The organism is Candidatus Njordibacter sp. Uisw_058 (assembly GCF_047730065.1).
Lineage (GTDB): Bacteria > Pseudomonadota > Gammaproteobacteria > Pseudomonadales > Balneatricaceae > Njordibacter.
The window spans coordinates 599,349-613,130 of sequence record NZ_CP159829.1 but is presented as its reverse complement, the minus strand read 5'-3'; the positions used below and the strand labels follow the sequence as shown (position 1 = coordinate 613,130).

11 protein-coding genes are annotated in these 13,782 nt (G+C 45.2%); 3 read left to right on the top strand and 8 right to left on the bottom strand.

Annotation, left to right across the window (positions count from 1 at the left end; translation table 11 throughout):
* Positions 1-14: 14 nt before the first annotated feature.
* The 6 genes from ABXT59_RS02845 to ABXT59_RS02820 form a co-directional block, all read right to left on the bottom strand.
* The gene (locus tag ABXT59_RS02845; RefSeq protein ID WP_443637567.1) at positions 15-893 is read right to left on the bottom strand and encodes a carbon-nitrogen hydrolase family protein; all 879 of its coding nucleotides are present in this window, start codon (positions 891-893) and stop codon (positions 15-17) included.
* Positions 874-4,980: a YhdP family phospholipid transporter gene (locus ABXT59_RS02840; protein WP_443637566.1), complete on the bottom strand. Its 4,107-nt coding sequence runs from the start codon at positions 4,978-4,980 to the stop codon at positions 874-876. The genes ABXT59_RS02845 and ABXT59_RS02840 overlap by 20 nt, the downstream gene beginning before the upstream one ends.
* 11 nt (positions 4,981-4,991) lie before the next feature.
* Positions 4,992-6,485: a ribonuclease G gene (rng, locus tag ABXT59_RS02835; protein ID WP_443637564.1), complete on the bottom strand. Its 1,494-nt coding sequence runs from the start codon at positions 6,483-6,485 to the stop codon at positions 4,992-4,994.
* A 21-nt stretch (positions 6,486-6,506) separates the two neighbouring features.
* The gene (mreD, locus tag ABXT59_RS02830) at positions 6,507-6,995 is read right to left on the bottom strand and encodes a rod shape-determining protein MreD (protein ID WP_443637563.1); all 489 of its coding nucleotides are present in this window, start codon (positions 6,993-6,995) and stop codon (positions 6,507-6,509) included.
* The gene (mreC, locus tag ABXT59_RS02825) at positions 6,995-7,834 is read right to left on the bottom strand and encodes a rod shape-determining protein MreC (RefSeq protein ID WP_443637561.1); all 840 of its coding nucleotides are present in this window, start codon (positions 7,832-7,834) and stop codon (positions 6,995-6,997) included. Before mreC ends, mreD begins: the two co-directional genes overlap by 1 nt.
* Before the next feature lie 100 nt (positions 7,835-7,934).
* Positions 7,935-8,972, bottom strand: a complete 1,038-nt coding sequence (locus tag ABXT59_RS02820; RefSeq protein WP_443637559.1) for a rod shape-determining protein — start codon at positions 8,970-8,972, stop codon at positions 7,935-7,937.
* 287 nt (positions 8,973-9,259) lie between these two features.
* Here ABXT59_RS02820 and gatC point away from each other — a divergent pair, with 287 nt between their 5' ends.
* Genes gatC through gatB form a run of 3 tightly spaced genes read left to right on the top strand, consistent with a single transcriptional unit; the run spans position 9,260 to position 12,499 of the window.
* Positions 9,260-9,547 carry an Asp-tRNA(Asn)/Glu-tRNA(Gln) amidotransferase subunit GatC gene (gene gatC, locus ABXT59_RS02815; RefSeq protein WP_443637557.1) on the top strand — a complete coding sequence of 96 codons (288 nt, stop codon included), beginning with the start codon at positions 9,260-9,262 and terminating at the stop codon, positions 9,545-9,547.
* A gap of 31 nt (positions 9,548-9,578) precedes the next feature.
* Positions 9,579-11,045, top strand: coding sequence for an Asp-tRNA(Asn)/Glu-tRNA(Gln) amidotransferase subunit GatA (gatA, locus tag ABXT59_RS02810; RefSeq protein ID WP_443637555.1), 1,467 nt, complete (start codon positions 9,579-9,581; stop codon positions 11,043-11,045).
* A 2-nt stretch (positions 11,046-11,047) separates the two neighbouring features.
* Positions 11,048-12,499 (top strand): Asp-tRNA(Asn)/Glu-tRNA(Gln) amidotransferase subunit GatB, encoded by a 1,452-nt coding sequence (gatB, locus tag ABXT59_RS02805; RefSeq protein ID WP_443637553.1) that lies wholly within the window; start codon positions 11,048-11,050, stop codon positions 12,497-12,499.
* A 122-nt stretch (positions 12,500-12,621) separates the two neighbouring features.
* Here the strand turns inward: gatB and ABXT59_RS02800 are convergent, their stop codons facing one another.
* Both ABXT59_RS02800 and udk read right to left on the bottom strand, forming a co-directional pair.
* Positions 12,622-13,146 carry a glycine cleavage system protein R gene (locus tag ABXT59_RS02800; protein ID WP_443637551.1) on the bottom strand — a complete coding sequence of 175 codons (525 nt, stop codon included), beginning with the start codon at positions 13,144-13,146 and terminating at the stop codon, positions 12,622-12,624.
* Positions 13,147-13,160: 14 nt separating this feature from the next.
* Positions 13,161-13,775: a uridine kinase gene (gene udk / locus ABXT59_RS02795; RefSeq protein WP_443637550.1), complete on the bottom strand. Its 615-nt coding sequence runs from the start codon at positions 13,773-13,775 to the stop codon at positions 13,161-13,163.
* Between the last annotated feature and the right edge of the window lie 7 nt (positions 13,776-13,782).

The following is a 13,782-nucleotide window of genomic DNA, read 5'->3' as shown; positions in this document are numbered from 1 at the left end:
AACTGCTGGTTTTTTTATTTCAAACGACGTTGATATTGCAATGGAAAGGCACGTCTTATGGTCTTTAAATGGTCCAGATCAATACGTGCAACAGCGATACCTGGGCCTTCACCTAACTCCACTAAAACCTCACCCCATGGATCAATAATCATTGAATGGCCAAAGGTTTGCCTATGATCATGCTGACCACCGTGCGATGCTGCCAGCATGTAACACTGGGTTTCGATGGCTCGCGCACGCAATAATGTGTGCCAGTGCGCTTGACCTGTGGTTCTGGTAAAGGCCGCTCCATTGACGATAATTTGGGCTCCCAAATCCACCAATTTAGCATGCATTTCTGCAAAGCGTAAATCGTAACAAATGGTCAAGCCGACCTTGCCCACTGGAGTGTCAATCACCACCAACTGATCACCAGCTTCAAAGGTATCAGATTCACGATAACTGCCATGACTGTCTTCGATGTCCACGTCAAACATATGGATCTTATCATAGCGCGCAACTTCATCTCCTTCACTGTCGTAGACAAAACAAGCAGAGCGCACCTTATTTATATCTCGTATGCCTTGTTGACACGGAATAGTTCCCCCAACTAGCCATATATTATTAGCCTTAGCTTGCTGCGATAACCAGAGGCGCAAGCCATGCTGAGGCAGTGATGCCTCTGCACCATGTGCCACCATCTGAGGGTCACCAAAAACGGCAAAGCTTTCTGGTAACATCACCAATTGGGCACCCTGCTCGGCTGCCCGTTGAATAAGCACAGCTGTTGCACGTAGATTATCATCAACACTAAGTTTACTGACCAATTGCACCACTGCTACTGCCGGCCCATGACGCGTTAAGTTGACAGCTTCAGATGACATTGAGTTGGGCTTACTGGGTGGGGATGACATTTTCAATACGCTCCTGCACCGACTGATTTTGATAGTCTTTGTCGAATATTCTCACTAAGTTGACATCCGGATTATCAAGCGAACCCGAAACACTATAGCGAGCACTCGTGAAGGTAGATAGCTCATCGCCAATGAGTTTATTAACGATGTAAATCATACCGCTTAGCTGCGGTAGACCGGCTATCAGGGCCGCTAATGGCAACTTTTCTGCTACGGGTAAGGTAATAATTAAATTATTGTCCACTTGGCGCTGCTTAAAATCAATCCACCCGTCCAAAGATAAATTTAATGCCGTAGACTTTAGTGTGACCGGCGACAAAGTAGTTGCGACACCCTGACCAAAACGATAGTGAGCAGTAATACTATCAAAACTAAAACCCGGTTGAAGAATATCAGAAAAATCCAACTTAACGCGTCTAATAAGCCTGCTCATATCCAGCAAGGCCAATACCTTTAAACCTGAAGTTGCATTAGGCGTAGACGAAAAGCTACCTTTCATAAACCGCAGTCCTAAATCACCACTGGCATCTTTTATGGCAAACGCTAAGGGAGACCGTGGCCAGTCTAGCTGCAACTCAATAGCAGCAGTCTCAGCCACGAAAGAAGGATCATAACCCCAGTCCACAAGCAGGCTGGCCATATCATCCGATGCAACTTGTCCAGTGAATTGAGTACGATGAGTTCCATCGACCTTGCTCCAAATTAGATTGCCTTGCAAATGACTGTGACGAATATACGCATCTATGTCATGCACGCTAACCTGCGAGCCTACTCGCCGAGCTTTGAACTGCCACTGCCCATAGGATTCTCCATTCTTAAGCAACTCGTCAATAGACACATCAGCATCAATAAATTTGCTGGGATCGATATTTTCTAGCACATCTTTATCGTCAACTGTTTCAGTGCTAGTTTCACTATTAGTGTCGACACTCGGCTCAGGAAAATTAAAATGCGCATGATGAACATGCACTACTAGCGGATGGTCAGCACCAAAATAGTCCACTTTCCCTGATAGCTGCTCTGAGGTTAGGCGCATGCGCCATGGCACAGGAGTGACTGAATCACCATCTGCGGCCAAGCTTTCTAGACTTAGAGTGCCCTGATCAATATCAAAACCAAGCCAGGTGGCATGTTTTATTTTAACGTCAATGTTTGGCAATACAAATTCTGTAATATCTTGCTTTGAACCTGCCCACATGGGTTTGATATATTGTTGGTAAACCTCCCACCAAGGCGCCACGTCCACAGAGTCCATTTGGCCACTAACATTCCATTGACCCTTTTGCGCCCATTCTGTGGCACCTTGAAAAGCTATATTGGCACCAAGAAGACTTACTTTGGGTGAACTTTTTCCTCTACCCAGGTTAATGGCAAGCTGATGTTGATCAATACTGGCATACCAATTTTGCTGATCTGCCTGCCAATGGCCCAACAACTGTAATTGTTTTAAGTCATGGAGAGGGTCTGGCAGATCTAGATCTGCTTTAGTCAAATCTACCTCTGCACTAAACGCAGTGCAATCAGACCCCAGAAGAGTGCAGGTGGAAAATCTTGCCACAAACGGAAGCGACCCTAAAGTTTCTTGAGCCCATGACTGGTCCATTTTAGTGCTTAGGTAATTTGGTGCTAATCGGCCTGTAAATTCTAGCGTCAAACCATCTTGCATGGCACTCAAGTTAGCATGTGCATCGTCTAGAATAGTTTTAGGTAGGTCTGATAGCCAAGGTTTCGCAAGGTCAACTTTACTCAAGCGTTTAAAGCTCACCAATTGACCATCGATCCGACCATCCCCTTCAATAGCGCCGATAGTGCCGATACCCGCACCCACACCTGCACTTTCACTATTACTAGCAGAACTCAAATCAACTTTAAGCTCAACATGGCGTATGTCCGTTTGCAAAGGAGCCCAGTAACCATTGAGGTTGCTACTAGATAGCTTTAAGTCATAGTTTGGTTTTGCTTGATGACCAAAAGGAATGGCCACACTGCCTAGCAAGGACACATCTCCATGTGGTTTGAGCGCCAGAAGCCAGGATGGCAATGCAAGCTTCATAGGTGGTTGCTGCACCCAAGTCATCATCTTTGCCGCTTGACCTGCTATTTCGCCACTCACCTTTATATAACGGCGTTGTTTAGATACCAGCGCATACGTGGGCACCTCAATCTGCCAACCTTGAACCGATTGAGTGGTTTGGCTGTGTTCGACCCGACCTTCCCGAACATTAACCACTGCCCCTTTTTGATCTAGGGTTAGATCAGCACTTAAGCTCTCAATTTGAGGCCAATCTTGATGATAACGCAAGCTGGAAGCTTGCACATAGGCAGTCATCGGCATCGACCTTGCCATAATCCCAGAAGCATTCGACAGGTTACCTGGACGACCATTATAAATGAGCGCAGCCTCAGCCAAAGTCCCCTTAGGCGCAGCAGTGGTTAACCAATCTCCTAATGTTTCACCCAGCAAAAGATCTGGCAATAAACTCGGTAGTGCGGCAAGGTCTAGGTCCTGTGCACCCAAAGTCAATTGCATAAAGGGCTCTGCTTTCGAACCTTTGCGGGGAAACGAAGCCGACATTTTTAAATTAACCTGCCCTTGAGCAAGCTCAAGGGCCATGGTGGATGAACTAAAACGGTTAACTTTCGCGCCGTAGTACCAGTTTACCTCCCCCTTAAAACCATCAAACTGCCATGACGATGAAGTGAGTTGAGTCATACGCATTTGAAGACCGTCCGTGTCATTGATCATGACTCTACCACCCAAACGATTAAGCCAAATACGTCCATCAGCCTGCTCAATGTGCGGCACTCCAGACCATGCTTTGATACTGACCTGTTGCAGTTTACCTGTGAACAGAAAATCCTGAGGTAGCTGGGCATCTAAATACAACTGAGCCTCATGCAACCACCCTTCAGGTGCCAAGGATTGAATAGGCAAGTTGATCTTTGTTGGTATATTTTTGAGGGTGTTCAATACCTTTTGTGTGTCAGCCAAATGCAGCTTAGGGCTGAGTAACATGACTTGATGGTTAATTTTATTAACCTGCAATTCAGTTAATGGTAAAGCTATACCATTTATCTGCCCACTTAAAGCTTCTCCGGTGAGAGTCCAATTGGCCAAATTCCAATTAAAAACAGCCTCCCCTTCTAACAGGCTAATGAGGTTTAAGTCACCTTCTAAATTGACCTTGTCAGTGGCTGTCTCGAGCACAGCATGACTTTTGCGGGTGATTAACTTTAGACCCTGCTCAGCCTGAAAATCTAGCCAATACTGACCACTCACCTGCAGCCTTTTTAAATGAAAAAGTGTTTGATCTGGTTCTAATAAGGCTACAAGTGGCACCATTTTTAGGTCATCACTTCGTAAGTAGATTTGCGCCCGTTCGATCATTGTTTTTAGATTATGATCAACATTATCACCCATCATTATATTAATCAGTTGGCTATTGTTTAGGTCAAGAGTGACTTGGCCTTCAACCTCAGCCTCAATATCATCGCCTTCTGTCTTAGTATTTTCATTGCCATGCAGTGACACGCTTATTCGGGTCGTCCCCTCACTGCTGACGTCTGTCATACTCACCTGAGCACTCAACTGAGGTAAACTGATGGGCTCAGCACTATGTGGGATCAGCGTAAGACTAATATCCTGCAATAAAAATTGTGGCACTCTTGCAGCAACTGCCAGCATTAGCTGAGGAAAGTTTTTATTAGGTGTTTCAGAAGTCGCTTGTGGGAGCCAAGATCCATTTTCTTGCTGACTAAGACTGAGTGACAAACCTTCTGCTTGAATATGGGATAAATGCAATACATCGGCTTGTAGGGAATCCCATAAATGCACACCTAGGTCTAAATGTGAGAGATTTAAACCTTCCGCAGTTTCAATCCCCGCTAGGCTTAACTGTAAGTCTGTACCCACTAACTTAACTTGAAATGACTCTAACTTTAGCGTTTGTCCGATGGCCTTACTTACTTCTTGCTCAACCCATTGATGGTAAAACGGATGATGATCAATGCCCAGCCTTAACCAAGAAAAAGCCACTGCTAGCAGCACCAAAAGCCCACAGCCAATGGCCATTAACCAATGGTTCATTTTAGCTAGCATTAACGCAGCACCACATCATATTGTTCACTAACGTACATGGGCTCTAATCGTAAGGAGATAGTTTTACCAATAAACTCTTCCAATTCTGCCAAACGGTGCGCTTCTTCATCGAGCAACTGGTCAATCACAGCCTGTGACGCGAGCACTGAATAGGTATTCGTATCATAAGCCCTATGGGCGCGCATGATTTCTCGAAATATCTCATAACAAATAGTTTCAGGCGTTTTATTTGATCCAGTCCCTTCGCAGGAAGAACAAGGCTCACATAAGAGTTGCTCCAAACTTTCTCGCGATCGCTTGCGTGTCATTTGAATTAAACCCAATTCAGACACAGGTAACACTTTAGTTTTAACGTGGTCTTTAGAGAGTGCATGGTCTAAGGTTCGAGCCACTTGACGTTGGTGCTCTACATCTTGCATGTCAATAAAATCTAAGATGATGATACCACCAAGATTCCGCAGTCGCAGTTGTCGGCCTATCGCCGTCGCCGCCTCAAGGTTAGTCTTAAATATAGTTTCTTCTAAATTACGGTACCCAACATAAGCCCCAGTATTGACGTCCACAGTGGTCATGGCTTCGGTTTGGTCAATAATAATGTAGCCACCTGACTTGAGTAACACTTTTCGTCCAAGTGCTTTTTGAATTTCATCTTCGACGTTATACAGATCAAAAATCGGCCGTCCACCTGGGTAGTGCTCTAATTTTGATGCCATATCTGGCACTAGCTGATCAACAAACTCTGCTGCTTTTAAATAGGTTTCTTTGGAGTCAATGCGAATTTTTTCAATCTGGGGATGAGCAATATCCCTAAGAGTTCGAAGTGCTAAGGGTAGGTCTTGATAGATGACTTGCGGAGCTTCTCCCACAGCAATTTTTTGCTTTATTTGAACCCAAAGGCGTCGGAGAAAGTCGACATCTTGTTGCAAATCTTTTTCACTCACTCCCTCAGCGACAGTGCGAACAATGACACCCTCTTTGTCGAATTCAGATACTGCACCATCGGCCATCGCATGCAGTTCTGTAGACCCTGCTAAATAGCTTTCTAAACAGAGTTTAAGACGCTGCTTTTCACTCTCGTCTTCGATTCTTTGAGATATACCCACATGGTCACTGCCGGGCAAATACACAAGGTAGCGGGATGGAATAGATATTTGAGTGGTAAGACGGGCGCCTTTGGTACCCATGGGATCTTTAACCACCTGCACCAGCAAGCTTTGGCCCTCTCTCACTAGATGTGCTATTTCATCTGAATCTGGCTGACCATCTTGCGCCTCAATATCAGCCACATGAATAAACCCAGCACGCTCCAGACCAATCTCTATAAACGCAGCTTGCATGCCAGGTAAAACCCGTACAACCTTACCCAAGTATATATTTCCCACTATGCCACGATGGTCATTACGCTCCAAATGAACTTCTTGCAACATACCATTTTCAATCACAGCTATGCGGGTTTCCATTGGACTGAAATTAATGAGTATTTCTTCGTTCATGTTGAAGGTATTTCCTTTTCCTTAAGCCACTTTAAACGCCCGGCGAATGCCACGTAACACAACGACTAACCATAACCATAAAAAACCACTCACTGGCGCTGGTAATAAAAACCATAAACCAATACTAGCGTTACTTCCAATACCCTGCACCCAATAACTAATACATTGATTAACTGCGACTAACAAAAATATCATAAAGGATTGCTGCCAAGCACGGTACATGCGAAAACGACGGTACATTAAGGTAGCAAAAAATGTCACTACGACCATAGCTAGGGCGTTAACCCCTAGGTGACTGCCTTGTAATAGGTCCATTAACAAACCCAATATCAACGCCCAGCCCATACCAAATTTATGGGGTAATGCAATGACCCAATAAATGAAAACGACTAAAACCCACTTTGGCCAGCCCCATTGCAGCCACTCAATCATGGGCAGCGCACTGAGCATAAAAGCAAGCAGCAAAGTCACGTATGGAACCCAAATGTTATGGCTTCTTTGAATCGCCATCAGTGGCTCTCCTTTTCTACCGAACTTTGTCGCTGCGGTGTTTCAATCAAGAGCAGGTGACGAGAACGTTTTAGTTGCGCCGTAGGTTTAGCGATCACTTTAGCAAAATCTTGTCCTGCTAAGTGGCGTACCTCAATGACTTTAGCCACGGGATAACCTTTAGGAAAGCGCAGGCCTAAGCCCGAACTTACCAATATATCACCCACTTCAATGTCAGCCGTATCAGACAGGTCTTGTAATTCTAAATACTCATATTGTCCTAGACCATATGCCACCGAGCGCAAGCCATTTCGGTTGACCTCTACGGGGATGGCATGATCTGCATCTGTAATTAATAACACCCGACTGGTAAAGGCAGAAGTCGATACAATTTGACCCATGACCCCGGTCGCATCAAGCACCGGCTGGCCTACAAAAGCACCCATATTAAAACCATTGTTAATAATCACTTGATGGCTAAAAGGGTCTGTATTCACACCAATGAGTTCACTTACCGTGACTTTCTCATCTAGACGCTCACTGCTGTTAAGCAGGTCTCGCAAGCGGAAATTTTCTACCGTCAAGGCTGCAAGCTTTTGCACTTGTCGTTCAGCCAGTAGAGTTTGAGCGCGCAATTTTTTGTTTTCGGCAATCAGTTCATCACGCACCTGCAGTCTCTCACCAAGCCAAGTCCACGAATGCTGCGGCACATCCACCAACCACTGTACCGGTGTAACAGCCAATGAAAGCCACGCTCGCATACGTTGCATTTGACCAAATTGGTAGTCTGCTACAATTAAACAAACACAGATCAAGCTGTATGTCGTTAACTTTTTAACGGCCGACTGACCTTTAAACATTGGATTGATAACAAGCCTCCAAGGGATCCAGTCGCCCTAAACAACAACGGCGAGATTGCTTAAGCTACCCCGCCGTTTTCTTAATGTTAATTGGGTGACTTTAATCTCTAGCCAACAAATCAAAGGTATGGTCATCAAGCATCTGCAGAACCCTACCGCCACCCCGTGCTACACAGGTCAAAGGGTCTTCTGCGATAATAACTGGCAAACCCGTTTCTTCACTGATCAAGCGATCTATGTCACGCAACAGCGCACCACCACCGGTGAGTACAATTCCACTTTCAGCAATATCAGACGCTAATTCTGGTGGAGAATGTTCCAAGGCACTCTTGACTGACTGCACGATGGTTGATAATGGTTCCTGCATAGCTTCCATGATTTCATTACAGTTCAAAGTGAAACTACGCGGAATACCCTCGGCAAGGTTACGACCCCTGACATCAATTTCTAGGATGTCAGAGCTTGGGTAAGCCGTACCAATTTCTTGTTTAATACGCTCTGCAGTGGCTTCACCAATAAGGGAACCATAGTTTCGACGCACATAGGCGATGATGGCTTCATCAAACCGGTCCCCACCCACGCGCACAGATTCTGAATAAACGACACCATTAAGGGAAATAATAGCGATTTCAGTGGTACCACCACCGATATCAACGACCATAGAGCCACTGGCTTGTTCAACTGGTAAACCCGCACCAATCGCTGCAGCCATCGGTTCTTCTATGAGATAAACCTCCCGCGCTCCAGCACCCATGGCTGATTCTTTAATAGCACGGCGCTCAACTTGAGTTGATTTACACGGAACACAGACCAAAACCCGAGGACTAGGGGTGAGTAAACTATTTTCATGGACTTTATGAATAAAGTGTTGCAGCATTTTTTCTGTGACATGAAAGTCAGCAATCACGCCATCTTTTAAAGGGCGAATGGCGGTAATATTACCAGGTGTTCGTCCTAGCATGCGCTTAGCGTCTGCCCCTACAGCGGCCACACTTTTTTGATTGCCATGGGTTCGAATGGCGACTACTGATGGCTCGTTAAGCACAATGTCTTTGTCGCGAACGTAGATAAGGGTATTAGCTGTACCTAAGTCAATTGATAGGTCGCTAGAAAACAGACCGCGGATTTTTTTAAACATGCTAGTTTACTGGCTCTAATCGGAGATTAATTACGATCTACATCAATCGCTTACATTAAAGGTTAAATATTAACAATCAAGAGGCGTTTGAGCAAGGTTAATCCGTTTTCCAATGGAGCAATTTATGCTAAATTAGACGGGTTTTATGCTGCTAAACCATTTGGTGCAAATTTACCCAAATTTTTGCTAAAAATTAGCGCACTAATTCTAACCAGATTTGAGTGTCATTAACCTAAAAAGTTCAACTTTCACTCGCATATATCAATATCGCCTACATCGAGAATATTATGGCTCTAGAAAATGCCGACATCGACAAAATCGCTATCCTTGCTCGCTTGCAAGTCACCCCCAGCGAAACGAGTGATTACGCCAATAGCATTTCCAGTATTTTGTCCCTCATAGATGAGATGCAACAAGTCTCTACGGAGGGTATAGAGCCCCTCTCTAACCCCCACGATGCAAGCCAACGCCTGCGCAAAGATGAAGTGACTTGCGACAACCAACGAGAAGCCTTTATCGCCCTAGCCCCTGCTGCACAGGATGGCTTATACCTCGTGCCTAAAGTATTAGATTAACGTACTCGATTAATAAAGCGACCGCCTAACTATGACCCACAAAACACTCGTTCAAATTTCTAAGGATTTGGCTGCTGGAGACTACTCTAGCCGTGAACTTACCCAAGACGTTATTGCCGACATTAAGGCCAGAGACTCAATATACAACAGCTTTATTAGCGTCTCAGAAGATCTCGCTTTAAGGCAAGCTGATGCTGCCGACGCGCGCATTAGTGCCGGCACTGCAGACATACTCACAGGCGTGCCTTTTGCCCATAAGGACCTATTTTGCACCCAAGGCCACGCCACCACAGCAGCCTCTAAAATGTTAGAGCACTTTGTACCACCCTACGAATCGACTGTTGGTCAACGCTTGCTCTCTGCGGGAGCTGTGTGTGTTGGCAAGACAAATATGGATGAATTCGCAATGGGTTCATCAAACGAAAGTAGTTATTTTGGGGTAGTTAAAAATCCTTGGGATTTAATGGCTGTGCCTGGAGGATCTTCTGGCGGTTCTGCAGCAGCCGTAGCTGCTGGATTAGTTCCAGCTGCAACGGGCACAGATACGGGCGGATCGATCCGCCAACCTGCCTCTTTTTGTAATTTAACCGGCATCAAGCCCACCTATGGACGTGTTTCCCGTTTTGGAATTATTGCTTATGCGTCTAGCCTAGACCAAGCAGGCCCCATGTGCCAAACAGCAGAAGACGCTGCTCTTATGCTTAATGCCATGGCTGGTTTTGATGAGCAAGACTCCACCAGTGTTCAGTTAGATACACCTGATTTTACAGCCGATTTAAATCTACCCTTGCAGGGTTTAAAAGTGGGCTTACCCAAAGAATTTTTTGGTTCAGGATTAAATCCACAAGTGGCTGAGTGCGTGATGACTGCGGTTAAACAGATTGAAAGTCTTGGCGCCCAGATTATCGATATTAGCTTACCTAATTTGGAGCTTTCCATCCCTGCCTATTATGTTATCGCACCATCAGAGGCTTCTTCTAACCTCAGCCGATTTGATGGTGTTCGCTATGGCTACCGTTGCGATCAGCCACAAGACTTAATGGACCTTTATTGCCGTACCAGAGCCGAGGGCTTTGGCACCGAAGTAAAACGGCGCATTATGGTAGGCACCTACGCATTATCTGAGGGTTACTATGACGCTTATTACGTTAAAGCTCAGCGCATTCGTCGCTTAATCAAAAATGACTTTGCCCGAGCTTTAGCTCAAGTTGATGTGATCATGGGGCCTGTAGCACCTACTCCCGCTTTCGATTTGGGCAGCAACACCAAAGACCCTGTGGCCATGTACCTAGAAGACATCTACACTTTATCAGCCAATATGGCTGGCATTCCCGCGATGTCTGCACCCGCTGGTTTCGTTAATGGTCGACCCGTTGGTTTACACATCATGGGGAACTACTTTAACGAAGCAAAACTTTTAAACATTGCCCACCAGTATCAACAAATCACCGATTGGCATTTACAAACTCCAGCCACTAACCCAGCAAAGGAAGCTTAATTATGTCTTGGGAAATTGTCATCGGTCTCGAAATTCATGTGCAGTTAGCCACTCAATCTAAGCTATTCTCAGGTGCTAAAGTGGGTTTTGGTGCACAACCTAACACGCAAACGACGTTGGTAGATTTGGGAATGCCTGGCGCATTACCTGTATTTAACGAAGCTGCATTGCGCATGGCCGTCGCCTTTGGCACAGCCATTGATGCCGAAGTTTGTAAACACTCTGTATTTGCGCGCAAAAACTACTTCTACCCAGATTCACCCAAAGGTTATCAAACCAGCCAAATGGATCACCCTATTGTCGGTTTAGGTCACTTAGACATACAACTAGAAGATGGCACGACTAAACGTATCGGTGTAACGCGGGCCCATCTTGAAGAAGATGCTGGCAAGTCTTTGCACGAGGATTACGACGGCATGACTGGCATTGATCTTAACCGCTCAAGCACACCTCTATTGGAGATTGTGTCAGAACCAGACTTGCGCACAGCTAAAGAGGCCGTCGCTTATATGCGCAAGATGCATGCTATCGTCACTACCATTGGCATTTCTGACGGTAATATGGCCGAAGGCTCCATGCGTTGTGATGCCAATGTATCCATTCGCCAAAAAGGCCAGCAAAAATTGGGAACCCGTGCCGAATTGAAAAATATCAATTCCTTTAAGTTTATTGAACGCGCTATTAACATAGAAGTGCAGCGGCAGATTGATATTCTGGAAGATGGCGGCCATGTCCACCAAGAAACCCGCCTGTACGATGCTGATAAAAACGAAACCCGACCCATGCGCAGTAAAGAGGAAGCGAACGATTATCGTTATTTCCCATGTCCTGATTTATTGCCCATAGAAATTGACGAAGCATACATTGATGCCATTCGTCAGAGCTTGCCAGAACTGCCAGACCAGCGCAGCGCTCGCTTTGTGAGCCAACTCAATTTAAGTCCATATGACGCTGGTGTCTTATCTGCAAGTCGAGGTTTAGCTGATTACTTTGAATCAGTGGTTGCTGTGTGCAATGATCCCAAACTTAGTGCTAACTGGGTGACGGGGGAATTAGCTAAATATATGAACCAAAACAACCTTGAAATTGATGCTATACCTTTAAGTGCACTGCAACTTGGACAACTCATTAGTCGCATTCAGGATGGCACCATTAGTGGCAAAGGCGCTAAAACTGTGTTTGATGAACTTTGGAATAACGCCGGTGAAGTGGATGCTATTATTGATGCTAAAGGTCTTAAACAGGTTAGCGACCAGGGTGCCATTGAAGCTCTTGTAGATGATGTTATTGCCCAAAGTTCAAAGCAAGTTCAGCAGTATATTGACGCAGCAGCAGACAAGCGCGGCAAAATGTTAGGTTTTTTTATGGGCCAAGTGATGAAAGCCTCTAAGGGTTCAGCTAATCCAGGCCAAGTCAACGCATTACTAAAGCAGAAGTTAGACGCGCTTTGTTAATGGGTGGCTTGGTTAATTTGGTTAATTTGGCTAATTTGACTATTTTGGCCAACTTTCTCAATGAGGGTGAGTCGGCCATAATGTGGCCCATTCGCCGTTATAACTTCAGCAAGGCACTGCAACTACTCATCATCAGCCAAAGCTAAATCGACCATCACATCATCAGATAAACCTTCAAGTGCTTGTTGCAAATTCTCGATATCAAAAACCTTTGAGACTAATAGCTGAGAGCCTGCAACAAACATATCACCACCAGACATAGAGGCACTCACCACTTCTGTGTCTAAGCTTTGCACACTGACACCTTGTGCAACCAATACGTTCGATACCTGACGCATGATACCCGGCTTATCATGGCAGGTAAGATCTAACCAAAGGGTTTGGTAGTTGGCGGCATCAGAAATTACCGTGCTCTCATTTAAAGTGACCGCCATGCCATGATCATTTAAACCACGCAGGTCTTTTTCTAGGGCTGGAATTACATTTTCATCAACATTGACTGTCAGAATACCCGCAAATTGACCCGACAGATGGGCCATACTGGATTCCTCCCAGCTTGCTTCATGCTTATAAATTACCTCAGAAAGCATTTGGATAAGTCCTGGCCGGTCTGCACAGATGGCCGTAAGTACTAATGTTTTATTCATTGTCTGTCTCCAAGTTAAGCTTGCGTCAGCATTTGTGCGACGCGCGCCTTTAATAGCTCAATAGCCGCAGGGTTTTCCCCACCTTCTGGCACAATTAAATCTGCATACTCACGAGAGGGCGATACGTAGTTAAAAAATCCAGGCCTCACCGTCGCTTGATATTGCATTAAAACTGAATTCAAATCTCGACCCCGTTCATTGACATCGCGCTCTAAACGTCTAATTAAACAGACATCCAAAGGAACATCCATAAAAATACGCAAGTTAAACAAAGACCTTAATCTCGCTTGAGTAAATAGCAGAATGCCTTCAACAATCAACACTTTGCAAGGCTGCATACTAATGGTTTCTGCTTGCCTTAAATGCTCATAAAAACTGTATATAGGCCGTTCAACCGATTGACCCGCCACTAAGGCTTCAATGTGTTGCGCCATTAACTCGTGATCCATCGCATCAGGGTGATCGTAATTGGTTAGATTCCGTTGTGCCTTGGTCATATTTCGCTGATCGTTATAGTAGCTATCTTCTGACATCATTACGACTTGCTCGGGATCAAAACCTTGAATGACATTTTTAGACAATAAACTCTTGCCCGAAGCCGAGGCCCCAGCAATTCCAATAATAACCACAAAAACT

What these genes read in the sequence shown, in the direction of transcription:
- gatB (WP_443637553.1), top strand. Translation starts at nt 11,048, where the DNA reads ATGTCTTGGGAAATTGTCATCGGTCTCGAAATTCATGTGCAGTTAGCC.
- gatA (WP_443637555.1), top strand. Translation starts at nt 9,579, where the DNA reads ATGACCCACAAAACACTCGTTCAAATTTCTAAGGATTTGGCTGCTGGA.
- mreD (WP_443637563.1), bottom strand. Translation starts at nt 6,995, where the DNA reads ATGGCGATTCAAAGAAGCCATAACATTTGGGTTCCATACGTGACTTTG.
- gatC (WP_443637557.1), top strand. Translation starts at nt 9,260, where the DNA reads ATGGCTCTAGAAAATGCCGACATCGACAAAATCGCTATCCTTGCTCGC.
- mreC (WP_443637561.1), bottom strand. Translation starts at nt 7,834, where the DNA reads ATGTTTAAAGGTCAGTCGGCCGTTAAAAAGTTAACGACATACAGCTTG.
- ABXT59_RS02820 (WP_443637559.1), bottom strand. Translation starts at nt 8,972, where the DNA reads ATGTTTAAAAAAATCCGCGGTCTGTTTTCTAGCGACCTATCAATTGAC.
- ABXT59_RS02840 (WP_443637566.1), bottom strand. Translation starts at nt 4,980, where the DNA reads ATGAACCATTGGTTAATGGCCATTGGCTGTGGGCTTTTGGTGCTGCTA.
- ABXT59_RS02845 (WP_443637567.1), bottom strand. Translation starts at nt 893, where the DNA reads ATGTCATCCCCACCCAGTAAGCCCAACTCAATGTCATCTGAAGCTGTC.
- rng (WP_443637564.1), bottom strand. Translation starts at nt 6,485, where the DNA reads ATGAACGAAGAAATACTCATTAATTTCAGTCCAATGGAAACCCGCATA.
- ABXT59_RS02800 (WP_443637551.1), bottom strand. Translation starts at nt 13,146, where the DNA reads ATGAATAAAACATTAGTACTTACGGCCATCTGTGCAGACCGGCCAGGA.